This is a genomic window from Pseudomonas sp. MT92 (assembly GCF_058792515.1).
This window is the reverse complement of sequence record NZ_JBXAFA010000005.1, coordinates 416,104-442,005: the sequence shown is the minus strand read 5'-3', so window position 1 is coordinate 442,005 and position 25,902 is coordinate 416,104. Positions and strand designations below refer to the sequence as shown.

Below are 25,902 nucleotides of genomic sequence, written 5' to 3'. Positions count from 1 at the left end.
CTGGACACAACAAAAAAGACCGCACGACATGTCAGAACCGACCTTGCTCAACAACGAAATCCGCGACTGGCTGATGGACTGCGGCCTGTTCAACCAACTGCTACCAGCGGACTTCGCCGCCGCCTCGGGCTACTTCAGCATCAGTACCATTGCCCAGGGCGAAGAGATTTTCCATGAGGGCGACGCCGGCAGCTTCATGTGCATCATCCATACCGGGCAAGTGGCGGTGCAAAAGACCACCGGCGACGGGCAACTGGTGACCATCGCGACCCTGCGCAGCGGACGCTCCTTCGGCGAAATGGCGGTGCTTGACGGCGAACGTCGCTCGGCCAGTTGCGTGGCCGCGAGCAACTGTCAGTTGCTCAACCTGGGCAAGGACTCCCTGGAAAAGATGCTCAACGACGCGCCAAAAATCGCCGCCAAGATCATCCGGGCCCTCGCCGTTTCGCTCTCCAAACGCTTGCGCATGGCCGACGGGCAGCTGCTTTTACAGCAAGTCTAACCCCCGGGCGACTTGGTTTTCGGCGGGTTTGGCTCAATCCCGGGCACCGGTTGATCCTTGGTCGGCGGGCTGGGCATCTCGATTGGTACCAATGGCGGACCACCGCTGCCGGGGCCGACTTTCGGCATGGGCGCCGGGCTGATTTGCGGATAGGGCGTGGGCGTCGCGGTACCCGGCGAGCCGGGCAGCGGCGCGGGAGTGACGGGAGTGGTTTGCAGCGGTTGGGCCTGCACTGCAGTAATCGAGAGCGCGGCCAGGGCAATGACCGTTAGAATGGTGCGCTTCATCAATGGCTCCGTTGGCCTTGTTGTCATGTGCAGGCTACTCCCAACTACGGGTGTTTGCCCTCCCCGTCTCGCCAATTCTTCTCAAGAGAGCCCTATGAAACGTTTCGTTCTGCTCGACACCGCGCCAATCCCTGAAAATGGCGGAGCCCTGTGCCTGTTCGAGTACGGCGAGGATTTCGTCATCAAGATCCAGGGGGGTGACGGCGGGCAGTTGATGAACACGCGCATGCACGGCTCCGAGGATGCGCTGGCGGAAATCCCCTGCCGCAAGGTCGCCGGCCGCCCGAACTCACGGGTGCTGATCGGCGGCTTGGGCATGGGTTTTACCCTCGCCTCGGCGCTCAAGCATCTGGGTAAGGCCGCTGAAGTGGTGGTCGCTGAACTGGTGCCCGGTGTGGTCGAATGGAATCGCGGGCCGTTGGGCGAAAAGTCCGGCAACCCGCTGCTCGACCCGCGCACGGTCATCCGCCTGGAAGACGTGGCCAAAGTGCTGCAAGCCGAGCCGCAGGGCTTCGATGCGATCATGCTCGATGTCGACAACGGCCCCGAAGGCCTGACTCAGAGGGCCAACAGCTGGCTGTACTCCGCTGGCGGCTTGAGCGCCTGCGCCAAGGCCCTGCGGCCCAAGGGTGTGCTGGCGGTGTGGTCGGCCAGCGCGGACCGGCAATTTTCCGACAAGCTGAAAAAGGCCGGTTTCAAGGCCGAGGAAGTGCAAGTCTTCGCCCATGGCAACAAGGGCACCCGGCACACCATCTGGATTGCCGAGAAGCTCAAGGGCTGAGCTAAACTTACGTCATAACCGTCATTAGTCTTTTACAAAGGTGAACCCATGAGTTCGTCCACCCCGACCAATACCTCGAAGCTGGATCGCATCCTCGCCGACAACCAGCGCGACAAGGAAATGGGTTACCGCGACAAGGCCCTGAAGATGTACCCGCACGTATGCGGCCGCTGCGCCCGTGAATTCTCCGGCAAGCGCTTGAGCGAGCTGACCGTGCACCACCGCGACCATAACCACGACAACAACCCGCAGGACGGTTCGAACTGGGAATTGTTGTGCCTGTATTGCCACGACAATGAACACTCACGCTACACCGATCAGCAGTATTTCGGCGAAGGCTCGCTGAGCACGCCGAAAATCGCCAAGGCCACCCATAACCCGTTTGCCGCTTTGGCGGGCTTGATGAAAAAAGAAGACTGAAACTCCCTGCAGGAGCGAGCGGGCTCGCTCCTGCAGTTATCGTGTCAATAACCCGGCAAAATCTGACAGCAGCCGGCGACAACCTGCCGCTAACGGCAAAAAAATTCCCGCGCCTTCCCAAGCTGCAATGTGTCCAGTCCGTTACAAAGCGCCCATCACATGGCCACCACCCCATGATGGCACTGTTCTTGCCATGTATCAGGTTCAATACATTGAGCGCCAACAAAGCCCCTGAGCGCTCACGTTGCCTCTGAACCGCGTCATACATGGACAGGCCCGTTTTATGAACGTCACTTCTACCTTCAACAGCGCCGCTATCTTGGCCTACAACAACACGTCCGAGGCGAAGACCCGATCCGTCGCCCCTGACAGTGAGCAGACGGCCAGCAAAACAAGGAATGAAGATTCGCTGAGCCTCTCTAAAACAGCCGCCGATTACAGCGGCTCGATTGCCAACAATGCACCGTTTTTTCCGGTGCGTGCTGGCATGAACGCTGATGCCCTGGTGCTGGGTGTCACCCGACCGGGCGCGGTTTCCAGCTCAGCGGGCAAGACATTCGAAGAAGTGGCCACCGATGCGCGCAAACGCATGGATCAGAAATACGCGCAGATGAACGCCGGCGACAAGCCCTACAGCGGCAGCGTCGAAGACCGCAATGCGCTGATGGGTGACCTGGATCGCCGTTCACTCAATGCCGTCGCGACGAATGAAGGCGGACAGTTTTCGAAGGACGAACAGGAGACGGCCAGAGGGCTGATGCAACAGCAGGCTCAACTGGCTTCTGGCCACTACAGCGGCCCCGATGATCAGAAGAAAAACTGGAAAGACCCTTACGCCAATGACCCGGTCGGTCGGGCCAAGGCGGCGCTGAACTTCCTCGAAAACATGAGCCCAGAAGAGAAAAACACACCGCAGTGGCTGTCGCAGCACATGACGTTGGCAGACGCATTGAACCAGTATGCCAGTGGCAGCAAGGACTCCACGGACGATGGCAAGAAAACCGGCCACTTCCATAACCTTGCTGAAATTCTCGCCGGCGTCGATAGCGACCCGGGAGCCAGCAAAAACCCGCAGAACGAACAGATCAACAATGCCGGGAATGCCATGATGGACAGGATCAAGGCGCTGACGCCGGCGACACAGTGAGCCTGTCGCCGAATCAGCGGCCCGCCCGCAAACCCCGTATAATCGCGCTTTTTTCCTGAAAGGCGCTTCGCTCGTGGCAGACAAACGGTACAGCTGCATTGGTTTGTATAACCCCAAATCACCGGAGAACGTCGGTTCGGTGATGCGCGCCGCTGGCTGCTACGGCGTGGCGTCGGTGTTCTACACAGGCAAGCGCTACGAGCGGGCCGCCGATTTCGTCACCGACACCAAGCGCGTGCATTACGACATCCCGCTGATCGGCATCGACGACCTGAAAAAAATCCTGCCCCTTAATTGTGTTCCCGTCGCCGTGGAACTGGTTGAAGGCGCCCGCCCGCTGCCCGAATACACCCACCCGGACCGCGCGCTGTACATCTTCGGCCCGGAAGACGGCTCGCTGGATAAAGAGATTCGCGACTGGTGCGAAGACGTGGTCTACATCCCGACCACCGGTTGCATGAACCTGGCCGCTACGGTCAACGTTGTGCTTTACGACCGCATGGCCAAGGGGCTCAATACCCGTTCGGGGCCGAAATTCCGCTGAATCGCCGCACGTCCGATGGAACGAGCTGACCGCCCTGGCAGTCAGCTTAACTATCCATTACCGATCCTGCCTGGAGACAGATCATGAGCGAACTCAAACGCGTTGAGCGTATCGAATCCACCCCGTTACAGACGCACACCGAGCAGAATGTGCAGGGCTGGGAGCGCATCGGTTCCCTGGCCGGTGGTGTGGTGATGGTCGGCAAGGGCCTGCGACGTGGCGGCATCTTCGGCTTGATTCAAGTGGCCATCGGCGGCGTCGCCCTGGCCCGCGGCATCACCGGCCACAGCTCGGCGAAAAGCCTGCTGGAGAAAAGCCGCCAGGACATGGACAACGTGCGAGCGAAGATTCAGCGTGCCGGTGAGGACTTGAGTCGGCTGAAGGCGAATGCCGAAGCGGCGACGAAAACGGCGACTGGAAATGACGCCTTGAAGTCGCCGAAAACCGGGGTTTAAGCCGAGATAGGCGGTGAGGCTTATGGCCTCTTCGCTGGCAAGCCAGCTCCCACAGTTGATCGGTTTCGCTCACTACAGGTGTGACTGACAAGAATCCGCTGTAGTCGCTGGTTTACCAGCGAGGGCGGATTTACTGGATCAGCGCGGTATCCAGCACTTTGGAAGACTCGCCCAGCACGCTCTCGCTGAGCTGCACGAACGCCTTGGTGTCAACGCTCTCCAAGCGCATCGCCCCACGCAATACGTCATCCAGCGACCGCTTGTTGCGTGTCTTCAGGCGAATTTCGCGATCCAGTTCCTGCATCAACACCACCGCTTTTGAAACCTGCGCCGGGCTGACCTGCTCACCCCGCAAGGTCGTGACGTTCTGGCTGTCCTTGCTCAACCGCTCCTGCAGGCTCTGATAACGCTCGTCACTCATACCACCGGCACGGCGTACCAGTTCGATGGCGTAGTACTCGGCAAACCCTTCGCCGATCCAGTCACTGCGCTGCGTATCGTTGATCCGTCCGAACACCTGGGCCAATTCACGTACCAAGGCACTGGAGCCGCTCTCGCTGACCAATGGCAAACGGCTGTTCAGGTAGATCGACTCGTGCGCCGCCGAGCCACCGCGCCACATCGGATCGTTGGCGCCGACAATCAGCAGTTTGGTGGGATGACGTGGGTACACGGCTTGCACTTGCGGCCAGACAAACGTCAGCAACGTCAGCACATCCATGCGGCGCATGCCCTGGCCTCGGGGTGAGGCCACGGTGACTTCGGTTTCCCCGAGTCGAGTGCGACGGCTGCCGAGGTGCCCGGCAAGCATCCAGCCGGTAGGCCGGTCGAACAGTCGGGAAACATTGTCGATGCGGAACTTGTTCTTGCCGATCCGTGGCCAGGCGGTTTCGACGCTTTTCCAACCGCTGGGCAACTCGAACTCCAGGCGTGAAATCAGCTCGATGCCATCCTGTTGATCGAGTTTGGCAGCGGGCACCAAGTCGTCGCCGCGCATCAGCGCCCAGGACGGGGTCATGCGCGTATCAAAACTGCCGTTCTTGCGCCCGTGGCTGATGCGTACGCGATAGGTCAGGCTGGCCTTGTAGGCCGCGGGGCGCCAAACGCCACGGGTTTGATTGCCCGGCGCCAGCTGCCATTGGCCGTCGGCCTTGAAATCGCTGTAAAGGCTGCCGTCGCCGAGATCGAAATCCAGACTGCGAACCGCCGAGCCCTGGGCCAGGGTCAGTCTCACCTCAGCCTGATCACTTTGGGGCAACAGGCGCACGTGGTAATCCAGATCGACTTTCTTGCCTGCCGCCCACGCTGGCGAGCTCAGGGTCAGTAACCCAATGATCAACGCCCGCCGCCATCGCACAGCCATACAGTCCCCTAGTGTGGCGAGCGAGCCTGCTCGCGCCGGGCTGCGAAACAGCCCCGTTTTATTGTTATCACTGCCCATGTTGTGAGCGCTACGCACTCAAGCGGGAGCAAGCTCCCTCGCCACGATCAACCGGCACGGAAAATCAGGTGATCTTCCCAATCCTCTTCGGCCACGCTGCCTTCGGCAAGCATGCGCCCGGACTGGGAAATGCGTTCGTGATGCACCGCGTCGCGATCCCCGCACACCAGGTGATGCCACAGCGGCAGGTCCTTGCCTTCGCTGACCAGCCGGTAACCGCAGGTCGGCGGCAGCCATTTGAACTCGTCCGCCTTGCCCGGCGTGAGCTGGATGCAGTCCGGCACGAAGTCACGGCGGTTGGGATAGTCAGTGCACTGGCAGGTTTTCAGGTCCAGCAGTTTGCAGGCGATGCGCGTGTAATAGACGCTATTGTCGTCTTCATCTTCGAGCTTTTGCAGGCAGCACAGGCCGCAGCCGTCGCACAGCGATTCCCATTCCTCGTGATCCAGTTGATCGAGGGTTTTGCGTATCCAGAACGGTTCGACTTTGGCGGCCATGGCTCAAGCATCAACATCAGGTGGTGAAAAGGCCGCCAGTCTAGTGCCGCAAGGCCCGTCGGCCAAGCGTTGGCGACTGTCGGTAGAACGCGCTTGTCAGTTTTTGCGCCGCCAAGTAGGGTTTTGCCTCGCCCCACACTTTAAAACCTAGCAAGGAATCTGTTGATGAGTGCCAACCCACGCGTAGCCGACTATGCCATCCACCCTCAATTCACCCATCGCTGGTCGCCGCGCGCCTTCACCGGCGAAGCCATTCCCGAAGAAACCCTGCTGAGCTTTTTCGAAGCGGCGCGCTGGGCACCGTCGGCGTACAACTCGCAGCCTTGGCGCTTTCTCTACGCACGCCGGGATACGCCGAACTGGGAGCGTTATCTGGGTCTGCTGAACGAATTCAACCGCAGTTGGGCGCAACATGCCTCGGCCCTGGTGATCGTGGTATCGAAAACCACCTTCGCCGTGCCCGGCGCCACCGAAGAAACCCCGGCCCTGTGGCACACCTTTGACACCGGTGCGGCCTGGGGTCATCTGGCGCTGCAGGCAAGCATCAGCGGCTGGCATACCCACGGCATGGCCGGCTTCGATCAAGCGCTGACGCGCAAAGAGTTGAAGATTCCTGAAGGCTACGCCCTGCACGCCGCCGTGGCGATCGGCAAACTGGGCGACAAGTCGACACTGGCCGACTACCTGCAAGCCCGCGAAGAGCCGAGCCCGCGCCGGCCATTGAGCGAACTGGCGGCAGAAGGTGATTTCACCCTCTAAGCAATAGCGAAACGCCCTGTGGGAACGAATGTGCTCCCACAGGTTTTGCCCAATACTCAAGTCCGCGGCGGACTCAATACCCGCGATTGAAATCCACTTCCCCGCGTAACGCCTCACCGGCCTGATAAGCCCGCAAGTTCTCGACAAACAGCTTCACCATCAACGATGGCGAGGTCGGTGCCGAGCTGTGACCGGTCAGCAGCAAGCCCCAGGCCGTCCAGAAAGGATGACGTTGCGGCAAAGGTTCCTGACGGCAGACGTCGATCACGGCGCCCACCAGATGCCCTTCTTTCAAGGCTTCCACCAGGTCCGCATCGACCACTGCCACACCGCGCCCGACGTTGATGAACAAACCGGTCGGTTTGAACTGTTTGAACAACGCGGCGTTGTAAATATCGTGGGTATTCGGTGTATTGGGCAGCAGATTGACCACGTAATCGACTTTACCGACCAGACGCGGCAAATCGTCGAGCGAGCCGATTTCGACAAACGGCGCCTGCTCGCGGGCCGAACTGGCGATACCGTACAGTTCGACGCCAAAGGGTTGAAGAAACTGCGCCACGGTCTGGCCGATGTCACCGGTGCCGACAATCAATACCTTGCGTCCCGCCAGGCTTTGCCCATGGCGACTGTCCCACTTGCGCTCGACCTGGCTGACCAACCGCGCCAGCACTTCCCGTTCGTGCCCAAGCATGTAGGTGAGTACGTATTCAGCCATGACCTGACCAAAAATCCCCACCGCACGTGTCAGACGATAGTGCCTTGGCAAACCGTCGGCCAACAGCGGCGTGATGCCGGCCCAGGTCGATTGCAGCCATTGCGGCTGATGGCCCTGACGCAGCAGCGTCGCCAGCAGGTCGGGCTGTCCGAGCCAGACCGGGCAGTCGGCCGCCTGGCGGGCCAGCTCGGCGGAGTCACCGCTGGTCAGCACTTCCAGGTCGGGCGCTGCTTCACGCAACAGTTGGGCGTACACAGGGTGGTCGTGTTCAGCAATCAGAACGCGCATGCTTCAACCTTTCAAAAAAACGCTGCAGACGACCGCCGACAGCGTCTCGCTCCGTCGGCATGGCCATCGCCAAAATCATTCCAGTGGGTCACAAAGGCTCTGAACAGAGCCTGTCCGCCGATTACACAGGGTCGTTGCGGCGCAACAACTCTTCCGGCAAGTGCTCGATGTACTCATCCTCGGCCGGCGGCATTTGCAGGTGATAGCCTTGTTTTTCGAGGTTTTCAAGCACAACGGTGATGTCCTCGCGCGACAGTTTGCGCTCCGGGCTCAGCACCAGGTCGAAGGCATGGATGGCTTTGCCGAAGGCAACCATCAAGGACTCGGGCACGCGCTCCAGAGCATCGCTCTTGAGCACATACAGGTACATTTCGTTTCTTTTCGAACTGCGGTAGATGGAGCAAATACGTTTCAAGGCTGTTCTCCGGCGGTGGCCAGGCTGTCGAGCAGCGCCTGGCCCATCAATTCGCGGCGCCAGCCACGCAACGAATCAGGCAATTGGTAGGGACCATTGGGGAAGCCGCTTTTCAGCAGCGCTTCCAGGGTTTTCTTGCGCAGCATCAGTTCCGGCGCGATGTTCAGGCGTTCGCCCTCGGCCTGGCCGATGGCTTTCATTTGCTTGAGCAACACGGCGGCGTCCACCGGCAACGGCTCCGGCACGGCGGGCGGCCATTGATCCGGCGACACACTGCCAGAGCGCTTGATCAGATCAAGCAGAAATTCGCCGTCCTGACGCACGGTACGCGGGTGCATGTCTTCGATTTTCGCCAACGCGCCGAGGTTGTCCGGCTGCGTCCGGGCCAGTGGCCACAGCGAATGCTCGCGGATGATCCGGTTACGCGGCAGGTCACGGGCGCGGGCTTCTTTCTCCCGCCAGGCGCAGAGCTCGCGCAGTACGGCAAGTTGGGCGCGGGACAGTTTCCAGGCCAGCTTGGCGTCACGATAGACCTCGTACGGGTCGATTTCGCGGCGCAGGTTGGCCACCAGTTCGGCACCGTCTTCCAGGACCCAGGCGTATTTGTCGTCGGAAAGCTTCGGCCGAAGCTTCACGAACACTTCGGCCAGGTGCACGGCATCTTCGGCGGCGTAGCTGATCTGGGTTTCGGAAAGCGGACGTTGCAACCAGTCGGAACGGGTCTCGCCCTTGGGCAGGTCGATACCGAGCACTTCCTGCACCAGACGCGAATACCCCATGGAGAAACCCAGGTTCAGGTAAGCGGCAGCCAGCTGGGTATCGAACAATGGCGTTGGCAGGCTACCCGTCAGGCGCAGCAAGACCTCGAGGTCTTCGCTGCAGGCATGGACGACCTTGACCACCGCCGGGTTCTCCAGCAGTGAGGCCAAGGGCTGCCAGTTGTCGATGGTCAGCGGGTCGATCAGGTAAGCACGTACGCCATCGCCCACCTGCAACAGGCCCGCGATGGGATAGAAGGTGTCGACCCGCATGAATTCGGTGTCGAGGGCAACGTATGGCAACTGCTGCCACTCGGTACAAAACCGACCGAGGCTATCGTTGTCGCGAATCCAGTGAATATCGATGGCCACACGGCTCTCCCTTGAAGAATGGCGCGCAGTATATATCGCCCCCGGCGATTTCCGCGCATCCACTGAACAAGAGCCTTGGCGAAAACACCTGACGGATAGAAAGAATAGTCCGACAGCGAGGGGCTAGCCGGCCTTGCGCAGTACATAAACCCGCATCGGCGCGAAGCCTGGCAGGAAGTCCTGATGGCTGAGTACGCAGAAACCCGCTTGCTTGAACTCGGCTTCCAGTTCGGTCTTGTTGACCAGCGGACGGGCTGCATGCCCCTCCTCGTCTGAACGTCGCCCCTTGAACCGTCCACTGAGCCGTACGGCGACAATCACGGTATCGCGACCGACCCGGTGAAACTCGTGCAGCAGCGCCAAACGATGCTCAGAGCAGGCAATGTGCTGAAACAGATGCATGCAGGAAATGCAGTCGACCGCATTTTCCGACAAGCCGATGTTGAACGCTGAGCTTTGAAAGGTCCTGATCCGTTTCAACAGACTCTGCGGATGGTGGGTCCGGGCATGATCGAGAATGTCCTGGGACGGATCGGAAGCAAGGATCACCCGATTCCCATGCTCGGCCAGCACTTTCCAGAAGCGTCCGACGCCACAGGCCACGTCGAGGATCAGGCCTGGCTCGCCAGCGACCTTGAGCGCATTGCGTACCAGTCGCTCTTCACGCCAGAACGCCAGACGCTCGACCAAGCCCTGCGCCCGCGGCTGCAGACAGACGCGGGCGTGTTCCTGATCGTAGCGCCGGGCGAACTCGAGTTCGATGGCGGATGGGGGCTGAGCGGACATGTGCAATGACTCTTGATCGTAGTTTTAGCGGTCGCTAAATGAAAAAAAAGATCCAGTTACTCTTTGGCCAACACTCCGTCTTTCATCACACCACGGCATCCGGCAAACATATCCAGACCCTGGTCATAGGTCTTGCTGTTGACCTGTAGCAGACCCAACATCGAATGGAACAGGTTGTCCTGGCTCAGGGGTTTTTCACGACCCTGTTGCAGGCAATGGGTGTCTACCGAGAACGACTTCTGGTAGCTGTCGGAGAACCAGGCCAGCATCGCAACATGCTTCTGTTGTTCCGGCGCCAACATGTAAGGCGTGCCGTGGAGGAACAAATTGTATTCGCCCAGGGATTCGCCGTGATCCGACAAATAGAGCATTGCGGTATCGACTTTTTGCTGATTGCTGCGCAGCAGATCAATCAAGGTCGACAACACATGGTCGGTATACACCAGCGTGTTGTCATAGCCATTGACGATACTTTCACGGCTGCAGTTGTTCAGTGCATTGCTTTCACAGACGGGTGTGAAGCGTTCGAATTCTTTCGGGTAACGCTTGTAGTATTCCGGACCGTGGCTACCCATCTGGTGCAGAACCAATACCGTGTCTTTGCTCAAGGTATCGATGAAGTGCTGCAAACCTTGCAGCAGGATTTCATCCCGGCATTCGCTGTTGGCGCACAACACCGGGTCTTTCAGGTTACTGACATCATCGAGCGTGACCCGATCGCAAGTGCCTTTACAACCGGATTGGTTGTCGCGCCAGATCACATCCAGCCCCGCATGCTTGAGTACGTCCAGCAGGCCTTCTTCATTCTTCGCCTTGCTGGCTTTGTAATCATCGCGCCCCATGTTGGAGAACATGCACGGCACCGAGACTGCGGTTTCAGTCCCGCAGGAATGCACATTGGTAAATGCAATCAGACCCGCTTCTTTATTAAGCTTGGGGGTCGTGTCGCGGTTGTACCCAAGAATGCCGAAGTTCTCCGCCCGGGCACTTTCGCCCACCACCAGAACCGTCAGGGATTTACGGTTGTGGGTTTGCCAGGCCGGATTTCGCTGGGCATCTTCACCGATTTTGACAAAGGGTTGCCGGGCGGACACGACCTGCTCACGCAAGTAACCGAACGAAGCACCGATGTAGTTGCTCGGCACCACCATCAGGCGCAACTCATGGTGATTGCGAAACAACGACGACAGGCCTTGATAGTTGACCAGCGCAACACCACCGATAACCGCGACCGAGGCCACACTCACCAACACCTTACTGAGCAGTTCGCGGTGCCAGCGGCGGTAGCTGATGGGGGTTTTCCACAAAAGGACCGAGGGCAAAACACCCAGCAGCACTATATAAACGAGTAACTTTATCGACAGTAAGTCACGCACTTCCGTGACATTCGTCTCAGCGAAATTGCGGAACATGCCGGCGTCAATCAAGACACCATACTGACTCATGAAATAAGCGACGCCTGCACTGACCATGAACAGCAGGGTCAGAATCGGCTTAAGGACAGGGCGGAAAGCCAGCAAGGTCAGGATAATATTGAAGGCCGCGAGAATCATCGCCCCGAAGGCAACTCGCATGACGATGCCCTTGCCGTCAGCCGCGGTAATGTCGAACAGGTGCTGCCACAAAACAAAATTGAAGGCGACCAACAAAAAGGCACTGGCTATCAATGTCACCCACTCAGGGCGCACGGCTTTTATCTTCAACATGGGGGGTCGGCTGTTCCTGAAAAGAAAGGCCTCGGCAAATGAGAAAATGTTCCGTTTGCCGCGACGGCCTGAACTGTAGGCCGTCGACCATCAATTTTTTGTGAAAAAGAAGCCAATTAATGGTTGGCTTCAGGTGACAGACAGAAACTTTCGGACTATTTGAGAATTGTTCAGCTTTCATTCAGCCCCGTTCAGGCCGGGGTCAACCGCCATCGCCTGTCACCTTCGCCGGTTGCGCCGATGAACCGTCGATATCGACGGCCGCTCGCCCCCATGGGTTCAACGTCGCCGCCAGTATTATTTAACTTCTAAATACACCTCCGGACTTTCTGATTTGCGGCCTGCAGATCGCACGCGCCTAATCGGCCCACTGCCAATCAAGGTCCACTCATGGAAAACGTTCGCTCAACCTCCCGTCCCGCCCTGTGGCTGATGCTCAGCATCATGTTCATCGCCCTCAATCTGCGCCCCTCCATGGCCGCTGTGGGCCCGCTGTTGACGGCCATTCGCGGCGACATCCCGCTGAGCTTCACGCTGGCGTCGTTGCTGACCATGCTGCCGGTGATGGCCATGGGGCTGGCCATGTTTGTCGGGCTCGGTGTCAGTCAGCGCCTCGGCGAACAACGCACCGTGGTGCTGTCATTGTTGATTATCGGCCTGGCCACGGTGTCGCGTTTGTTCGTCGATTCGGCAGCCGAACTGATTCTCAGCGCGGTACTCGCCGGCATCGGTATCGCGCTGATCCAGGCACTGATGCCGGTGCTGATCAAATCCCGCTTCAGCGACAATGCTGCCTTGTGCATGGGACTCTACGTCACGTCGATCATGGGCGGCGCCGCCCTCGCCGCCTCTTTCGCGCCATTGCTGATGACCCGCACCAGCAGTTGGCGCCTGGGCCTCGCCGGTTGGGCGTTGCTGACCGTGCCGGCACTGCTGTTCTGGTGCACCCAACGCGCCGGGATGCCGACACAGTCCGCCCGGTCATCGAGCAACAGGTCCTTTTTCAGAAACCCTCGCGCCTGGTTACTCGCCATTTTCTTTGGCCTGGGCACGGCGTCCTACACCTGTGTCCTGGCCTGGCTGGCGCCTTACTACGTAGAAACAGGCTGGAGCGAACAGGACGCCGGTTTACTGCTGGGATTTCTAACCGCCATGGAGGTGTTGTCCGGCCTGCTGACGCCCGCCCTCGCCAGCCGCAGCCGTGACCGACGGTGGGTATTGGGGGTGTTACTGGTGCTGATCATGGCCGGTTTCTGCGGGCTGATACTCAGTCCGCATCACTTGAGCCTTCTGTGGCCGTGCCTGCTGGGGCTGGGTATTGGCGGATTGTTTCCGATGAGCCTGATCGTGTCGCTGGATCATCTGGATGATCCTCGGCGCGCCGGTGGCCTGACTGCGTTCGTGCAAGGCATCGGTTATTTGATCGCCGGGCTCTCGCCGCTGGTGGCCGGGATGATTCGAGATCAGTTCGCAGGCTTCGACTGGGCCTGGTGGACGCTCACCGCCGTCATGGCGCTGATGCTGCTGATGGTCTGGCGCTTCAATCCACTGCACTACGGTCGACACTTTGATTGACTCGGAGGCCACCATGAAACACACCGGATTCGCTGCTGCTCACGCTGGCATGCTGCTTTGGGCGGTGTTGATCGCCGCGTCGTTTTCCGCAGCGGCGCAGGTCAGCCAGGCCATAGACCCGATCCTGCTCACCGGTTTGCGCCTGTTGTTTTGTGCACTGGCATTTCTCCCCCTACTGCTGTTCAAGGGCGATAGCGTCATGACCGCTCGCGGGTTGTTTGGCCACTGCGTACTCGGCTTGTTGCTGGCGGTGTATTTCGGTTCGCTGTTCGAGGCGCTGCGTTATACCTCGGCCGTCAACACCGGAACGATGTTTACCCTGGTGCCGCTGCTGACCTTGGGTTTCGAAGCAATGCTCATGCCCGACAGCCACTTCAAACAACGACTGTGGCCAATGCTGATCGCCGCTTCCGGTGCCGCGCTCCTGGTGATGAAAGGCACTGGCCCCGGCGAGTTGCCTTCGCTGTACGCGCTGTCGGTGTATGGCGTCGGTTGCCTGGCAATGGCGCTCTACTCGCCCCTCAGCCAGCAACTCAAAACCCGTAGCCTCAAGGGGCGCGGCCCCGTGGCCATGACGTTCTGGAACATGCTGTTCGGCGCGCTGTTCCTGTTGACGCTCTGTGGGTTCAGCGGCGGCTGGCGTTCAACGTCATTGCTGACGACGACGGATGTCTACTGGCTGATGTACCTGGCACTGTTTGCCACCCTGGCGACATTCTGGTTATTGCATCGAGCCATTGGCGTGATCGCTCCGTCCTCGGTCATTGCCTACATTTATCTGAGCACGCTGTTCATTACCCTGTTTCACTGGCTCTGGGGGCGTCAGTCACCGTTGCCCCTGGAAACACTGGGCGCAGTGATGGTCGGGGCAGGCATGCTTGCCTTATTAAGGTCCAGCCGACGCACGACACCTGTAAGCGCTGGACGTTGAATACTTGCCGGACGTTCTCCTTGCTCGTTCGTTGCGCTAGGATCGCTCGCACCGGTTTGCGCACCCGCAGCGCCCGACGAGCCGCGAGAGACAAGGAATGCTCAACAGTAACGTGCTAAGAAAGCTCGACATGCAGGACCTCATGGTGTTCGTCGCCGTATACGAGCAAAACAGCGTCACCGGGGTGTCCGAGGCCTTGTGTGTCAGCCAGTCCACTGTCAGCTATTGCCTGAAAAAACTGCGCGCCGGGTTCGCCGACGAGCTGTTCATCAATACCCGAAGCGGCATGCACCCCACATTCAAGGCCAGCCACATGTACCCTCATGTGCTGAAGATCCTCGAAAGCATCAATCTGTGTCACGCCGGGGCACCCGCGTTCAATCCAGCCTTGCAACCGGTGATGTTCAACATTTGCGCGCCGGAGTACTTCGAGCAGTTGATCCTGCCGCGCCTGTTGAAGAACTTCGCTTTCGCCGACCTTCCGGTGATGATCAACATGCACAAGTTCGAAACCGATATCCCGGCCGAGGCACTGCGCGATGGCAGCCTTGATCTGGTGATTGGTTTCGGCCCGAACTTTCATCGCAGCCACGGCGACTTGAATGCGCGCACGCTACTGGAAGATGATCTGGTCTGCGTCTTCGACGCCTGCGCCACACCAGTGGAACCGCGCCTGAGCCTGCAAGCGTTCGTCCAGCGTCGCCATGTGTTCCCGACACCATGGACGTCCACCACCAATATGGTCGATGGCTGGCTGGCACAGCAGGCGCGGAAACGACACATTGTGGCGCGGGCCAATAGCTACAGCGCGGCACTGAAAATGATCACAGGCACTGACCTCATCCTGACTTTGCCCCGGCGCATCCAGCGACTGCTGGCCGATGAAGCAGCCTTCAATCACCGTGAAGCGCCGGAGGGTCTACCGGGCTTCACGCTCGACATGCAGTGGAGCCGAAGGGTCGATCAGGACAGCGCCAACGCCTGGTTGCGCGAACAAGTGATCAGGGCCTGCACCGATCCGCAAGGGGCCTGAAACTCAGACGCCAATGGCGGTCTTCGCGTAGGACTCGCGGTCGATGTCGAGGATTTCCACACATAACTGGACTTCAACGCCCGCCGGCCATTCGCATAGATCTTTCACGACGGCGAGCAGACTTTCGGACAGTTGCTGCTTGATCTGCGGCGAGCGCCCACTCAGCAGTGCCAGCTTCACATGCACGAACGCCCGATCGGCCATGGCAGTACCGACCTTGAATGTCTCGACCTTCACCGCGCGACTCTTGATGTCGAACTCGGCACCGAACTGACCGGACGCCACCAGCGCATTGTTAAGCCGAATCAATGCCACATCGGCGTTCAGCTCGGGCAGGTTGGCGGTGTATTCCAGGTGCAGATGGGGCATGACGTTACTCCTGTAGGTCGGCGAAAAGGACGTAGATATAACACAGAGCGGTCTTGCTCACTGCGGTAGCGACAACAAATTGCGTTCGCCCATGAACGACTCCAGGCGCGAGCGCAACCAGCGTTCGGCGGGGTCGGTGTCGGCATGACTGAGCCAAACCATGGACAGCTCCAGGGTTGGTGTGTTGAACGGAAAGGGTTCCATGAACAACTGCCCGGTCGCTGCCATGGCCTGCGCTGCGTAATCGGGCAGACTGGTAATCAGATCGGTCCCGGCGAGCAATGCAGGCAAGGAGCTGTACTGCGGCACCGAAAGCACCACTTGGCGCGTGCGACCGATTTGCGCCAGCCACTCATCGGCGAAGCCACTGACATTGGCGACGGGGGACACCAGCACATGGGGACGCGAGCAGTATTCATCGAGGGTCAGAGGCGTATCGGAGGCATCGGCACGCAACACGCAGGGTTGAATGTGCCGCAGCAGCTTGCGTTTGGCATTGGCCGGCAGGCCACGCGTTTGAGTGATACCGACCGTGACATCGCCGGACGCCAGCAAATCGGGAATTCGCCAGGAATCGACATTCTGCACCACGAACACCACTTTCGGCGCTTCCTGGCGCAATGCGCGCAGAAGCGACGGCAGCAGACCGAACTCGACATCGTCCGACATGCCGATCCGAAAGGTCATGGTGCTGCTACCGGGGTCAAAATCGTGGGTCAGACTCAACGCCACCGACAACGAATCCAGCGCTGGCGACAGGTATCGAAAGATCTCTTCAGCCCGCGCGGTCGGTTCCATGCGATGACCGACACGGATGAACAACGGATCGTTGAACATTGCACGCAAGCGGTTGAGCGCCGAACTGATGGTTGGCTGGCCGAGAAACAGCTTCTTCGCCACCTTGGTGACATTGCGCTCGATCATCAGCGTTTCAAACACCACCATCAGATTGATGTCGGCCTTGCGTAGTTCGTTGCGATTCATCCATTGCCCCTGCGCCCATACACTGTCGACAGTTTAGGGAGATGTCACAATCGGCGTCTATGCGACTAGAGAGAATCACCTGACTACTTGCGTTAAATGTAAAGGCCTTCACGGTTTTGTCTTACAGTCCGGGGTTAAGTCGCCCGGCTGAAACGAAGCTGCCCTGCATGGGCAGCTTCATATTTGACGCCTAGATCACCTTGACCGGCGTCTGTTCGCAGGTGCCTTTGATCAAACCGATGGCATGCAGACAATCGGACTTGTTGATGTAAGCCTCCCCGCTGGCAATCGTTTCATGATTACCCGCCTTCAAACGCCAGCGCCATTGGCCTTTGCCAGTCAGAACGGTGCCACGGGTTTGCCTGTAAATCTCAAAATACATACTCGCTCCTTGCGGTTATTAATGACGACAGGAAACTGACCTGCGCCGACAGAGTAGAGGAGCGATCCGGGATATAAAGGCAAACAAAAGCCAGTAAATATTGCGAAGAAACGTGTGACCTTCTATCGGTAAAAATCACACGGATACGGGGAATAACAACGACCAGGCTCGGTAAACTTTCAGACGTCTAAATGGCTTATTCATACAGAAAAACAGCGACCCTGCCAGGCACCCACTTCTCTGTCAGTTTTCAACCATCACTTCGAAGGAGTACCTGTTTTTGCCCGCACTCTTTGCTTTATACATTGCATGATCGGCATGCTGGATCAGAGTCCCAATGTCGTTGCCGTCGCGTGGAAACATGCTCACGCCCATGCTGGCATGGACGTTCACCCCTTTTCCATCGATCAAAAGCGGCAGTTGAAAGCAGACATGCAGCTTTTCCAGTAACGCGACTATTTTCCGAGGATCCTGGACATCCTCAAAGAACATCACGAATTCGTCTCCTCCCAAGCGTGCGACGTTGTCGCGGGCCTCACTGACTGAACCGAGCAGCTTGGCCACCGCCTGCAGGACCTGATCGCCAAAGCGGTGACCCCACTGATCATTCACCTCCTTGAAATGATCCAGATCGACAAACAGCAAAGCCATTTTCTGACCGCTCTGTCGCGCACTGATCAAGGCCTGTTCCAGACGTTCGAAGCACATCCGCCGATTGGGCAGCCCCGTCAGCGAATCATGGCGGGCCAGGTGTTCGAACGCTGCGCGGCTGTGGGTGAGGTCTTCGAGCTGGGTGAGAATTTCCTGTTTCATCGCACGGAAACTGCGCGCCAATACACCCAACTCGTCTTGTCGAGGCGGCAGCTCGCTGATCTTTCGTTCCCGGGAAAACAACTCGACCGCTTCGGTCATGTTACGCAGCGGTCGAATCAGCGCCCGGGACACAATGAACGCCACCAGCAGTGCCAGCAGACTGAAAAACACGGCAATTTGAGCGATATAGCCACCGGCACGCGAGGCTTGCGCCAGCACATGACTCTGCAGTTGCCCCAGGCCAAGAATAATAAAAGGTTCAGATGTTTTGCTGTTGTTGGCAAGCCGCACAAAAGCCGCAACCAAACCATCTTGTTGATTTTGTTCGACGCTACGACTGATCAAGCTATTCGGGCCGCTCGTATCGAGAAGCCGGGACACCTCAGAGAACTCATCTTGCAGAAACAGGCGGCGGCCCTGGTCGAAACCGAACGTCCGCCGATGATCGGGATGAATCAATAAATCGCCCCAACGATTACTGAGATAGACCTGATATTCATCCGGCAAATCACTTTGCAGTTGGCTGAACAGCTGGTCGAGATCGACATTGATGACCAGCAGTGCGAACACTTTCCCGTCGGCGTCCGCCACAGGCGTCGAAACGTGCAACGTCGGTTTGCCCAACCCGGAATGCGCGCCTTGCTCGCGATTGATGACAATAGGCGAAATGCGTACATCGCCCGGAGCCAACTTCAACGCCTCGAACACATAGGCAAAATGCCCCTTCTCTTGCAGATCGGCACCACTGACCCTGACGATATGATTGCCGTCCCGATCCTGGCGAACCCATTCCAGTCCATGGTCGGAGGCGCTGATCAAACGAATCTGCATGTAGTCAGGATGCGCCAGCAACATCGCGCGGAACAATGCGGCCAGATCATCCTGCACGTGACTACGTTGCGCGGGGTCGTTGATACTCGCCAACTGACGAACCTGCGGACCATGAGTCAACACAGCGGCATCCAGAGAGATATTGTGCAAACTGCTCTGAAGATTACGCCCGAGCACTTGAACCGCGGTTTGCAAATCGCGCTCGGCAGCCTGAAGCAGTAACTCGCGACTGCTGTTATAGATGTAGTACCCCGCGAGAGCCGTGGGCAACATGCCAAAAACAGCCATCAGGCAGCCAAGTTTAAAGGCGATGCCGAACCTCATCGCGACTCCAACGGCGGACGCTCGCCCGACACGATACGTTGCCAAAGTTCGGCGCGGCGCTTGTCGTTCTCAACGGGACGCAGCCAGATCAAGCGGTATGTGGAGCCGCCCTCGTTCGGCTCCTGCAGTGTATTAGGGAGCCCCTGACGTTCAGTGAGGAGGTGACTGACCTCAGGCTCGAGCATGTAGTTGATCCAGACGCTGGCCAGTACCGGATCGCGCGCACCACGACTGATTGCCCAGCAGTCGAGCCAGGCCAGCGCGCCTTCACGCGGAATCGCATAACCCACATCGATCCCCGCGTCTCGTAGCTGCTTGAGTTGCTGACGCCCGTAGTTGGCAAACAAAAGTGCCACGTTATGCGAACGAAAAAGCTCGGCAGCCTCCTCCGGTAGCGAATAGAACGTCAGGACATTGCGGCGCAGAGCAACCAAATGCTCGGACACACGGGCAAAATCGGCAGCCTTTATCCGAAACGGATCGCCGCCCAAAGACAGGCTGGCCAGGGAAAAATTATGGTTGCTTGTATTGAATGCCAGCACACTGCCCTGATACTTCGGGTCCCACATGCTGGTGATCGAGTCGGGTGGCTGACTGAACTGCTTTCGATCATAGATCAAGCCCATGTCTGACCAGACATAGGGAATGGCGTAGATGCGACCGTCGACCACTACATCGGGGATTCTTGAATAATCGCGAAACCGCGGGAGCTGACGAGAAGTATTGGCAATCCGCTCCGGGCGAAGCGGTTGAAGTAAGCCTTGGTCGGCGTAGTAGTGGACCTCCGCCGTATTGGCGGCAATCACATCGAAATCACCGCCCCGGTTTTCCGTCATCTTGCTTCGAAGCACTTCATCGCTACCCACCATGGTGACTTCGACTTTAACGCCATGGCGTTTTTCGAAGGCAGCAACGATGTCACCGTCGGCATACCCAGGCCAGGCAAGCACACGCAATGTCGGCGTATCAGCCTTGACCTGCAGTGATAGCAAAAAGATGAAAGGTATTACCCACAATGGGCACCGGTAACTCATGAAGACTGCCCAGAAGATGCAATATGGCCACTATACATAGGGCAATGTGCCGATGCTTGGCAACCTATTCGAACAGGCCGCGCCTTCGGTCGGAAACGCCGGGCTGATCACGACTGCCTTTTCAGCTTGAAACCGGATTGCGCTGGACGGGTCAGCCAACTCGAACCCGTCATTCATTACGTTAACGCCCCCAGAATTGCGCCGCCAGCAATTGAAGGCGCTCGGCCAGTTGGGCGACATGGGCAGCAGTCGTGCGACTCTGGTTACCGGCAAGCACATTGCTCTGAGTGGCTTGACTGATACCTGTCAGGTTGCACTGGATACTGTCACCCACCGAGCTCTGCTCTTCCACGGCGGCGGCTATTTGCACGCTCATGTCGCTGATTTCACCGACTCGCTGGGTGATTCCATCCAGCGCCCGGGCGGCAAACTGTGCCTGTTCAACACTGGTCTCGGCCTTGCTGTGGCTGCGTTGCATCGCGACCACGGCGTCACCCGTGGAGCGCCGCAAGGTATCGATGGTTCCCTGGATTTCCGCGGTGGATTGCTGGGTGCGCGAAGCCAGCCCGCGCACTTCGTCGGCGACCACGGCGAAACCGCGCCCGGCCTCGCCGGCGCGAGCGGCCTCGATAGCGGCGTTGAGGGCGAGCAGGTTTGTCTGTTCGGCGATGCTTTGGATGACCTCGAGGACGCGGTTGATTTCCTGGCTATGTTGTTCCAGTTGGTAAATCACCGCGCTGGTCTGCTGCACCTCGCTGGCGAGGCTATCGATGTGTTGGCAGGTTTGCTCGACCAGCTCTCGACCTCGGTCGGTTTCTTGATTGGCCAGGCTCGCTGCGTTGGCGGTGAGCTGAGCGTTGCGCGCCACTTCCTGCACACTGCTGGCCATCTGGGTTATGGCGCTGGCCACCTGGGCAGTTTCCCCTTGCTGCAGTAAGGTCACGCTGTTGTTATTGTCCACTGCGGCGACGAGTTCTTCGGCTTCTTTGTTCAACTGATGGGCCGAATCGGCAATGCGCCCGACGACTGCCCGCGTCTCGGCCTCGAGCATTTGCAAGGTGAAATCGATCTGTCCGAATTGGTCGCGACGGCCGGTGTACAGCATCTGGCTTAGTGGATTATTGGCGATATTTGTGGCTTTTCGGGCAAGGACGTCGAGGGGACGCAGGCTATAGCGCAGCATGCCGCCGATCAGCAAGCTCAATAGCGGCGCTGCGATAGCTGCATGGTTCCAGGATAGGGCGCCCACCCAGCCTAAAACGATAAAACCGAGCAGATTCAGCGCAGTGCCAGCAAGTGCCAAGCGCATGCCGACGGACAGTCGTGACGGAGACAGGCAGTGTGTTTTTTTACCGCTGCGCAACTGTGCATAGAGATGTTCGGCGGCCTCTACCAGTGCTTTCGGTGGGCGCGTACGAACCGATTGGTACTCCACTGTTTCACCATTGCGCTGCATCGGCGTGGCGTAGGCGCTGACCCAGTAGTGATCACCATTCTTACAACGATTTTTTACAAGGCCCATCCACGAGCGTCCGGCCTTGAGGGTTTGCCAAAGATGTTCAAAAGCTTCTGGCGGCATATCCGGGTGACGCACGATGTTGTGATTGACGCCGAGCAACTCGGCCTCACTGAAACCGCTGATGTTGATGAAATCCGGATTGACGTATGTGATGGCGCCCTTCGGGTTGGTTGTTGAAAGAATGTTCGCATTGACGCTGAACTCGACAGCACGACCACTGACCGGAAGATTGATTTTCATTATTTGCCTCCTTAGCTGATGGATAACGCTGGGTGCCTGCCGTGCTTACAGCAATGGACATCCGAGCCCCTCGAAACAGTCTTCTCCGCTGAACAACCGTTGCATCTGCGCAGCAGGTCGTGGTCGGCTAAACCAGTAGCCTTGGGCGTAGTGGCAGCCTTCACCCACCACAAAGTCGAGTTGTGCCGGGCTCTCGATGCCCTCGGCCACGACTTCCAGGCCAAGACTACGGCCGAGGCCGATGATCGCCTGGCTGATCGAGCTCTGTTTGTTGTCGTACGGGATGCCGCCGATGAAACTTTTATCCAGCTTGAGGATGTGCAGTGGAAAGCGTGTGAGATAACCGAGCGAGGAGTAACCGGTGCCAAAATCGTCCAGCGCCAACAACACGCCAAGACTGGCCAATTCGTTCAGACAGGCCAATGTGTCCAGATCGTCATGCATCAGTTGGCTTTCAGTAATCTCCAGGATCAGGCTGGCAGGTGGCAGGCCGCTTTCACGCAGGATGTCGATCACCCGGAGGATGAAGTCGGCCTGTTGCAACTGGAGGCTGGAAATGTTCACCGAACAGCGCAGATGGCCATGTCCGGCCAGTTGCCACAGGCGGGTCTGTTGGCAGGCCTGGCGCAGTACCCATTCGCCAACGCGGATGATTTCCCCCGACTCCTCCAGCGCCGGGATGAACTCCAGGGGCGATATTAAACGTTCGCCATGTCGCCACCGTACCAGCGCTTCGACCCCGGACATGAGGGGCGCCCCCTGCTCAAGACGATAGATCGGTTGGTAATGCAGTTCGAATTCATTGTGTTGCAGCGCCTGGCCCAGAGCGGACTCCAGTTCCAGATGGTGTTGCGCGGTGTCTTGCAACGCTTCGCTGTAGTGGGCGAACCGCGCCTTGCCGGCAGACTTGGCTCTGTAGAGGGCAAGGTCGGCGGCCTGCAAGACATCCAGCGCTTTGCCGTGATCATGCAATGGGGCGATGCCGATACTGGCGCTGACCACCAGGACACGATCGTCCATGTGCAGCGGTTGATGTAAGTTGTCGAGAATGCGTTGGGATATTTGCTCGGCGTCGCGTTCGCAGGAGAGTTCATGAAGCAATACGATGAACTCATCTCCGCCGAAGCGGAACAGCTGATCGCTGGGGCGCAGAGCGTCTCTCAAGCGCTGTGCCACTTCTACCAGCACGCGATCACCGACGTTGTGACCGAGGCTATCGTTGATCAACTTGAAGCGGTCGAGGTCGATGAACAACAACGCCTCGTGAGCACCTCCCTTGCGCCGCTTCATGAAGGTTTTCTGCATTTGCTCATCAAGACGCATACGGTTGGCCAGGCCGGTCAGCGGATCATGGTGAGCGGCATGATTGAGCCGCTGCTCAGCGTCCTTGCGTGCACTGATATCCGACTGTGAACCAGCCATGCGTAGCTGGCCTGCTGTCGTGACTTCGGCGACCCCTCGCACCAGTACCCAAATATAGCCACCGTTGTTTTGGCGGATGCGGTACTCGTGATGGACAGAAGGTGTCTGCCCTTTTATGTGGGCATCGATGGCCTGGCGAAATTCCGGCAGGTCGTCCGGATGCACGCGACCGAACCAACTGGCACTGCTCTCGCCGATGCTGTCGCGGTTGAGGTCGAGCATGCTGGCCCAGCGCTCTGAAACGTACAGACGATCCTGATCGACATGCCAATCCCAGATTCCATCGTTGGCACCGCGTAGCGCACGGGCGAAGCGAGCCTCACTGTCCTCCAGAGCCTTGTGCTGAGCCGCGCTGTACGTGTCGATGGCCAAGGTCATGTCGAAGAACACCGCCTTCAACAGACTCGAATAGAGCGTGGCGTTTTGACTGTCGCCAAACACGCTTTTAAGCATGTCGTCCAGGTAAAGACGGTAGCTACCGAGGTACCACTTCAACTCCAGGCCGACTTGTTGGTGAATCACGCCGATGCGCAGACGGCCGTTGACGTAGGTGTCATCGTAGGGCCCGCCCCACAAACACTGGTAATACTCGACCTGGCTGAGCTTCAAACGTGCGGTGACCTCCGGCGCACGAAGTAACGCAGACGGCGTAGAGAAGTTCGCCAGGTGACGGTACAAATGATCGACGAAAGCTTGCTGAGCCGGGGCCATGTGCTGAGCTGCTGCTCCGAGTCGCTCGGCATCTTCGGCCGTCCAGTCGAGAAAGCGAAAGCGTTCGACAACTTCCTCGTGATCGAGACGAATACGCCTGAGCAACTCCTCCAGATCTTTTGTCACCTTCATTCGCAGACCCCTGTGTTGTAGAGATTCCTTTCTGTTAACAAAAAAAAACGCCGCGACACCGAGTTCTGGTCAAGAACTGGTGTCACGGCGCTTCGTCTTTCAGGCCCGTTGTCCTGCTCGGCAAAGCCGGTTCCCGCATTAGGCGGAACCTACTAATGGCATATTTACATCACTCTGGATTGTCTGACAGTTTATCCAGCAATGCAACCAAGCGCCGCCGTAGCAGCCCCAGCTCGCGAGATTTGAAGGCGTGCCGAGTCTGCTCCAAAACCTCGGTAGCATCCAACAAAGCAGCCTGCACCAGGCCAGGTGACGCCAATTGCGCCTCACCGAGCCAGCGGCAAAACGGCACGGCACTGCAATCACTCGGAGCGCTCAGCACCTCGCAATCTGGTGCTATATGAACCAGCAATTGGCGCAATTGATCGGCGAGTTCGAGGTCGTTGCAGATAATTCGGGTTGTCTGGCTGGAATCGTTCATCAACTGCATCCCCAAAAGGTTGATGCGCTGTTTACAACACAGTCCTTGGCGTTTTATTGATTCAAATCAATGGCGAAACCGATCCCATGGATTTTCCACCTGCCATGAAACTCATCGCTATTCCTTCCAGTCTCGGATGCCTGGAGGGGAGACTGCAGAATTCGTAAAAATAGGACAGGGTCAGTGGCATCTCGGTGACTGGATCAATTCGGCGTAGGCGGCAACAGACATCAGCCCCTGATCGAAAAACACTGCGCCATCCAGGGTCATGGGCCGAGATTTTTTCAGAAACACAGAAACGAAAAAGCCCTGAATAATCAGGGCTTTTTCGTAAAGGTATGGCGGAGAGATAGGGATTCGAACCCTAGGTACCGGTGAAGGTACAACGGATTTCGAATCCGTCCCATTCGGCCACTCTGGCATCTCTCCAACGGCGCGCATCATAACAACACTTTCGCCGGAAGCGAACCCCCTAAGCGAAATTTTTCCGTGCTATCAGATGCTTGCGTCGATTAAAGCGGTACACCCAGACGATTGGCGACTTCTTCGTAGGCTTCGATGACGTCACCGAGGCCCTGACGGAAGCGGTCCTTGTCCATTTTCTTGCCGGTCGCCTTGTCCCACAGACGGCAGCCGTCCGGGCTGAATTCGTCGCCCAAGACGATGGTGCCGTCGTGGAACACGCCGAATTCGAGTTTGAAGTCGACCAGCAGCAGGCCTGCGTCGTCGAACAACTTGCTCAGCACTTCGTTGACCTTGAGCGACAGTTCTTTCATCCGAACCAGTTGCTCAGCCGTCCCCCAACCGAACGCCACGACGTGGGATTCGTTGATGAACGGGTCGCCCTTGGCGTCGTCCTTCAGGAACAGTTCGAAGGTGTAAGGGTTGAGCTTCATACCCTCTTCCACGCCCAGACGCTTGACCAGGCTGCCAGCGGCGTAGTTACGCACGACGCACTCGACCGGGATCATGTCCAGCTTCTTGACCAGGCACTCGTTGTCGCCCAGCAGTTTGTCGAACTGGGTCGGCACGCCGGCTGCTTCGAGTTTCTGCATGATGAAGGCGTTGAACTTGTTGTTCACCATGCCTTTGCGGTCGAGCTGTTCGATGCGCTTGCCGTCGAACGCCGAAGTGTCGTTGCGAAACAGCAGGATCAAACGGTTAGCGTCGTCGGTCTTGTAAACCGACTTGGCTTTGCCGCGGTAGAGTTCTTCACGTTTTTCCATGATGGGCTCCGCTTGGTAA

Annotated in this window: 27 protein-coding genes, 1 tRNA gene and 1 pseudogene; 10 read left to right on the top strand and 19 right to left on the bottom strand. The window is 58.2% G+C overall.

Features of this window, described 5'->3' with window-relative positions; translation table 11 throughout:
- The first annotated feature begins 28 nt into the window (after positions 1–28).
- Complete coding sequence (locus tag AC1Q6D_RS12500; RefSeq protein WP_103405204.1) at positions 29–502, top strand: cyclic nucleotide-binding domain-containing protein; 474 nt, start codon at positions 29–31, stop codon at positions 500–502.
- On the opposite strand, the gene AC1Q6D_RS12495 is transcribed toward AC1Q6D_RS12500, so the two are convergent.
- On the bottom strand, positions 499–789 hold the full coding sequence (locus tag AC1Q6D_RS12495) for a hypothetical protein (protein WP_103405203.1): 291 nt from the start codon (positions 787–789) through the stop codon (positions 499–501). The two genes, AC1Q6D_RS12500 and AC1Q6D_RS12495, sit on opposite strands and share 4 nt — an antisense overlap.
- Positions 790–883: 94 nt before the next feature.
- On the opposite strand from AC1Q6D_RS12495, the gene AC1Q6D_RS12490 reads away from it, so the two are divergent.
- From AC1Q6D_RS12490 to AC1Q6D_RS12470, 5 genes are all read left to right on the top strand, one after another.
- Positions 884–1,570, top strand: coding sequence for a spermidine synthase (locus tag AC1Q6D_RS12490; RefSeq protein WP_103405202.1), 687 nt, complete (start codon positions 884–886; stop codon positions 1,568–1,570).
- 48 nt (positions 1,571–1,618) lie between these two features.
- Positions 1,619–1,990, top strand: coding sequence for a YajD family HNH nuclease (locus AC1Q6D_RS12485; RefSeq protein ID WP_007944009.1), 372 nt, complete (start codon positions 1,619–1,621; stop codon positions 1,988–1,990).
- 283 nt (positions 1,991–2,273) lie between these two features.
- Entirely contained in the window at positions 2,274–3,137 is an 864-nt protein-coding gene (locus AC1Q6D_RS12480) for a hypothetical protein (protein WP_103405201.1), read from the top strand.
- A 73-nt stretch (positions 3,138–3,210) separates the two neighbouring features.
- Positions 3,211–3,681, top strand: coding sequence for an RNA methyltransferase (locus AC1Q6D_RS12475; protein ID WP_007911337.1), 471 nt, complete (start codon positions 3,211–3,213; stop codon positions 3,679–3,681).
- Between the two features lie 83 nt (positions 3,682–3,764).
- Positions 3,765–4,136: a YgaP family membrane protein gene (locus AC1Q6D_RS12470; protein ID WP_103405200.1), complete on the top strand. Its 372-nt coding sequence runs from the start codon at positions 3,765–3,767 to the stop codon at positions 4,134–4,136.
- Positions 4,137–4,266: 130 nt separating this feature from the next.
- On the opposite strand, the gene AC1Q6D_RS12465 is transcribed toward AC1Q6D_RS12470, so the two are convergent.
- Together AC1Q6D_RS12465 and AC1Q6D_RS12460 are read right to left on the bottom strand one after the other, a co-directional pair.
- Positions 4,267–5,499 (bottom strand): hypothetical protein, encoded by a 1,233-nt coding sequence (locus AC1Q6D_RS12465; RefSeq protein WP_103405199.1) that lies wholly within the window; start codon positions 5,497–5,499, stop codon positions 4,267–4,269.
- Positions 5,500–5,624: 125 nt separating this feature from the next.
- Complete coding sequence (locus tag AC1Q6D_RS12460; protein WP_047526821.1) at positions 5,625–6,074, bottom strand: YcgN family cysteine cluster protein; 450 nt, start codon at positions 6,072–6,074, stop codon at positions 5,625–5,627.
- A gap of 165 nt (positions 6,075–6,239) precedes the next feature.
- Between AC1Q6D_RS12460 and AC1Q6D_RS12455 the strand changes: the two genes are divergently transcribed.
- Positions 6,240–6,833 (top strand): nitroreductase family protein, encoded by a 594-nt coding sequence (locus AC1Q6D_RS12455; RefSeq protein WP_047526820.1) that lies wholly within the window; start codon positions 6,240–6,242, stop codon positions 6,831–6,833.
- Between the two features lie 73 nt (positions 6,834–6,906).
- Here AC1Q6D_RS12455 and AC1Q6D_RS12450 read toward each other — a convergent pair whose 3' ends face one another.
- From AC1Q6D_RS12450 to AC1Q6D_RS12430, 5 genes are all read right to left on the bottom strand, one after another.
- Complete coding sequence (locus AC1Q6D_RS12450; protein WP_103405198.1) at positions 6,907–7,839, bottom strand: D-2-hydroxyacid dehydrogenase; 933 nt, start codon at positions 7,837–7,839, stop codon at positions 6,907–6,909.
- 121 nt (positions 7,840–7,960) lie between these two features.
- On the bottom strand, positions 7,961–8,254 hold the full coding sequence (locus AC1Q6D_RS12445) for a YcgL domain-containing protein (protein WP_103405197.1): 294 nt from the start codon (positions 8,252–8,254) through the stop codon (positions 7,961–7,963).
- The gene (rnd, locus tag AC1Q6D_RS12440; protein ID WP_103405196.1) at positions 8,251–9,384 is read right to left on the bottom strand and encodes a ribonuclease D; all 1,134 of its coding nucleotides are present in this window, start codon (positions 9,382–9,384) and stop codon (positions 8,251–8,253) included. The genes AC1Q6D_RS12445 and rnd overlap by 4 nt, the downstream gene beginning before the upstream one ends.
- Before the next feature lie 123 nt (positions 9,385–9,507).
- Positions 9,508–10,170: a class I SAM-dependent methyltransferase gene (locus AC1Q6D_RS12435; protein WP_103405195.1), complete on the bottom strand. Its 663-nt coding sequence runs from the start codon at positions 10,168–10,170 to the stop codon at positions 9,508–9,510.
- Positions 10,171–10,226: 56 nt separating this feature from the next.
- The gene (locus tag AC1Q6D_RS12430; protein ID WP_103405194.1) at positions 10,227–11,876 is read right to left on the bottom strand and encodes a phosphoethanolamine transferase; all 1,650 of its coding nucleotides are present in this window, start codon (positions 11,874–11,876) and stop codon (positions 10,227–10,229) included.
- A 390-nt stretch (positions 11,877–12,266) separates the two neighbouring features.
- Between AC1Q6D_RS12430 and AC1Q6D_RS12425 the strand changes: the two genes are divergently transcribed.
- The 3 genes from AC1Q6D_RS12425 to AC1Q6D_RS12415 all read left to right on the top strand — a co-directional run bounded on the left by AC1Q6D_RS12425 (position 12,267) and on the right by AC1Q6D_RS12415 (position 15,415).
- Positions 12,267–13,451, top strand: coding sequence for a cyanate transporter (locus AC1Q6D_RS12425; protein ID WP_103405193.1), 1,185 nt, complete (start codon positions 12,267–12,269; stop codon positions 13,449–13,451).
- A gap of 13 nt (positions 13,452–13,464) precedes the next feature.
- Positions 13,465–14,382 (top strand): DMT family transporter, encoded by a 918-nt coding sequence (locus tag AC1Q6D_RS12420; RefSeq protein ID WP_103405192.1) that lies wholly within the window; start codon positions 13,465–13,467, stop codon positions 14,380–14,382.
- Between the two features lie 97 nt (positions 14,383–14,479).
- Positions 14,480–15,415 carry a LysR family transcriptional regulator gene (locus tag AC1Q6D_RS12415; RefSeq protein WP_103405191.1) on the top strand — a complete coding sequence of 312 codons (936 nt, stop codon included), beginning with the start codon at positions 14,480–14,482 and terminating at the stop codon, positions 15,413–15,415.
- A 3-nt stretch (positions 15,416–15,418) separates the two neighbouring features.
- Here the strand turns inward: AC1Q6D_RS12415 and AC1Q6D_RS12410 are convergent, their stop codons facing one another.
- From AC1Q6D_RS12410 to purC, 11 genes and pseudogenes are all read right to left on the bottom strand, one after another.
- Entirely contained in the window at positions 15,419–15,784 is a 366-nt protein-coding gene (locus AC1Q6D_RS12410) for a 5-carboxymethyl-2-hydroxymuconate Delta-isomerase (RefSeq protein WP_103405190.1), read from the bottom strand.
- A gap of 57 nt (positions 15,785–15,841) precedes the next feature.
- The gene (locus tag AC1Q6D_RS12405; protein ID WP_090467689.1) at positions 15,842–16,768 is read right to left on the bottom strand and encodes a LysR family transcriptional regulator; all 927 of its coding nucleotides are present in this window, start codon (positions 16,766–16,768) and stop codon (positions 15,842–15,844) included.
- Between the two features lie 190 nt (positions 16,769–16,958).
- Complete coding sequence (locus tag AC1Q6D_RS12400; RefSeq protein WP_103405189.1) at positions 16,959–17,150, bottom strand: YegP family protein; 192 nt, start codon at positions 17,148–17,150, stop codon at positions 16,959–16,961.
- Between the two features lie 243 nt (positions 17,151–17,393).
- The gene (locus AC1Q6D_RS12395; RefSeq protein ID WP_047526800.1) at positions 17,394–19,118 is read right to left on the bottom strand and encodes a diguanylate cyclase domain-containing protein; all 1,725 of its coding nucleotides are present in this window, start codon (positions 19,116–19,118) and stop codon (positions 17,394–17,396) included.
- Positions 19,115–20,152 (bottom strand): ABC transporter substrate-binding protein, encoded by a 1,038-nt coding sequence (locus tag AC1Q6D_RS12390; RefSeq protein WP_103405188.1) that lies wholly within the window; start codon positions 20,150–20,152, stop codon positions 19,115–19,117. Before AC1Q6D_RS12390 ends, AC1Q6D_RS12395 begins: the two co-directional genes overlap by 4 nt.
- Positions 20,153–20,333: 181 nt before the next feature.
- Positions 20,334–21,461, bottom strand: coding sequence for a methyl-accepting chemotaxis protein (locus AC1Q6D_RS12385; protein WP_371919925.1), 1,128 nt, complete (start codon positions 21,459–21,461; stop codon positions 20,334–20,336).
- A gap of 120 nt (positions 21,462–21,581) precedes the next feature.
- Positions 21,582–21,911: pseudogene (locus AC1Q6D_RS12380) on the bottom strand (PAS domain-containing protein); the annotation flags it as partial.
- Between the two features lie 45 nt (positions 21,912–21,956).
- Positions 21,957–24,176, bottom strand: coding sequence for an EAL domain-containing protein (locus AC1Q6D_RS12375; RefSeq protein ID WP_103405186.1), 2,220 nt, complete (start codon positions 24,174–24,176; stop codon positions 21,957–21,959).
- Positions 24,177–24,345: 169 nt separating this feature from the next.
- Complete coding sequence (locus tag AC1Q6D_RS12370) at positions 24,346–24,657, bottom strand: hypothetical protein (RefSeq protein ID WP_103405217.1); 312 nt, start codon at positions 24,655–24,657, stop codon at positions 24,346–24,348.
- A 339-nt stretch (positions 24,658–24,996) separates the two neighbouring features.
- Positions 24,997–25,086: transfer RNA gene (locus tag AC1Q6D_RS12365), tRNA-Ser, on the bottom strand.
- A gap of 83 nt (positions 25,087–25,169) precedes the next feature.
- Complete coding sequence (gene purC / locus AC1Q6D_RS12360; protein ID WP_047526793.1) at positions 25,170–25,883, bottom strand: phosphoribosylaminoimidazolesuccinocarboxamide synthase; 714 nt, start codon at positions 25,881–25,883, stop codon at positions 25,170–25,172.
- Positions 25,884–25,902 lie beyond the last annotated feature (19 nt).

What these genes read in the sequence shown, in the direction of transcription:
- AC1Q6D_RS12465 (WP_103405199.1), bottom strand. Translation starts at nt 5,499, where the DNA reads ATGGCTGTGCGATGGCGGCGGGCGTTGATCATTGGGTTACTGACCCTG.
- AC1Q6D_RS12370 (WP_103405217.1), bottom strand. Translation starts at nt 24,657, where the DNA reads ATGAACGATTCCAGCCAGACAACCCGAATTATCTGCAACGACCTCGAA.
- AC1Q6D_RS12460 (WP_047526821.1), bottom strand. Translation starts at nt 6,074, where the DNA reads ATGGCCGCCAAAGTCGAACCGTTCTGGATACGCAAAACCCTCGATCAA.
- AC1Q6D_RS12495 (WP_103405203.1), bottom strand. Translation starts at nt 789, where the DNA reads ATGAAGCGCACCATTCTAACGGTCATTGCCCTGGCCGCGCTCTCGATT.
- AC1Q6D_RS12490 (WP_103405202.1), top strand. Translation starts at nt 884, where the DNA reads ATGAAACGTTTCGTTCTGCTCGACACCGCGCCAATCCCTGAAAATGGC.
- AC1Q6D_RS12415 (WP_103405191.1), top strand. Translation starts at nt 14,480, where the DNA reads ATGCTCAACAGTAACGTGCTAAGAAAGCTCGACATGCAGGACCTCATG.
- AC1Q6D_RS12435 (WP_103405195.1), bottom strand. Translation starts at nt 10,170, where the DNA reads ATGTCCGCTCAGCCCCCATCCGCCATCGAACTCGAGTTCGCCCGGCGC.
- AC1Q6D_RS12480 (WP_103405201.1), top strand. Translation starts at nt 2,274, where the DNA reads ATGAACGTCACTTCTACCTTCAACAGCGCCGCTATCTTGGCCTACAAC.
- AC1Q6D_RS12410 (WP_103405190.1), bottom strand. Translation starts at nt 15,784, where the DNA reads ATGCCCCATCTGCACCTGGAATACACCGCCAACCTGCCCGAGCTGAAC.
- AC1Q6D_RS12405 (WP_090467689.1), bottom strand. Translation starts at nt 16,768, where the DNA reads ATGAATCGCAACGAACTACGCAAGGCCGACATCAATCTGATGGTGGTG.
- AC1Q6D_RS12485 (WP_007944009.1), top strand. Translation starts at nt 1,619, where the DNA reads ATGAGTTCGTCCACCCCGACCAATACCTCGAAGCTGGATCGCATCCTC.
- AC1Q6D_RS12420 (WP_103405192.1), top strand. Translation starts at nt 13,465, where the DNA reads ATGAAACACACCGGATTCGCTGCTGCTCACGCTGGCATGCTGCTTTGG.
- AC1Q6D_RS12395 (WP_047526800.1), bottom strand. Translation starts at nt 19,118, where the DNA reads ATGAGGTTCGGCATCGCCTTTAAACTTGGCTGCCTGATGGCTGTTTTT.
- AC1Q6D_RS12470 (WP_103405200.1), top strand. Translation starts at nt 3,765, where the DNA reads ATGAGCGAACTCAAACGCGTTGAGCGTATCGAATCCACCCCGTTACAG.
- AC1Q6D_RS12500 (WP_103405204.1), top strand. Translation starts at nt 29, where the DNA reads ATGTCAGAACCGACCTTGCTCAACAACGAAATCCGCGACTGGCTGATG.
- AC1Q6D_RS12455 (WP_047526820.1), top strand. Translation starts at nt 6,240, where the DNA reads ATGAGTGCCAACCCACGCGTAGCCGACTATGCCATCCACCCTCAATTC.
- AC1Q6D_RS12375 (WP_103405186.1), bottom strand. Translation starts at nt 24,176, where the DNA reads ATGAAGGTGACAAAAGATCTGGAGGAGTTGCTCAGGCGTATTCGTCTC.
- AC1Q6D_RS12450 (WP_103405198.1), bottom strand. Translation starts at nt 7,839, where the DNA reads ATGCGCGTTCTGATTGCTGAACACGACCACCCTGTGTACGCCCAACTG.
- purC (WP_047526793.1), bottom strand. Translation starts at nt 25,883, where the DNA reads ATGGAAAAACGTGAAGAACTCTACCGCGGCAAAGCCAAGTCGGTTTAC.
- AC1Q6D_RS12390 (WP_103405188.1), bottom strand. Translation starts at nt 20,152, where the DNA reads ATGAGTTACCGGTGCCCATTGTGGGTAATACCTTTCATCTTTTTGCTA.
- AC1Q6D_RS12400 (WP_103405189.1), bottom strand. Translation starts at nt 17,150, where the DNA reads ATGTATTTTGAGATTTACAGGCAAACCCGTGGCACCGTTCTGACTGGC.
- AC1Q6D_RS12425 (WP_103405193.1), top strand. Translation starts at nt 12,267, where the DNA reads ATGGAAAACGTTCGCTCAACCTCCCGTCCCGCCCTGTGGCTGATGCTC.
- AC1Q6D_RS12430 (WP_103405194.1), bottom strand. Translation starts at nt 11,876, where the DNA reads ATGTTGAAGATAAAAGCCGTGCGCCCTGAGTGGGTGACATTGATAGCC.
- AC1Q6D_RS12385 (WP_371919925.1), bottom strand. Translation starts at nt 21,461, where the DNA reads ATGCGCTTGGCACTTGCTGGCACTGCGCTGAATCTGCTCGGTTTTATC.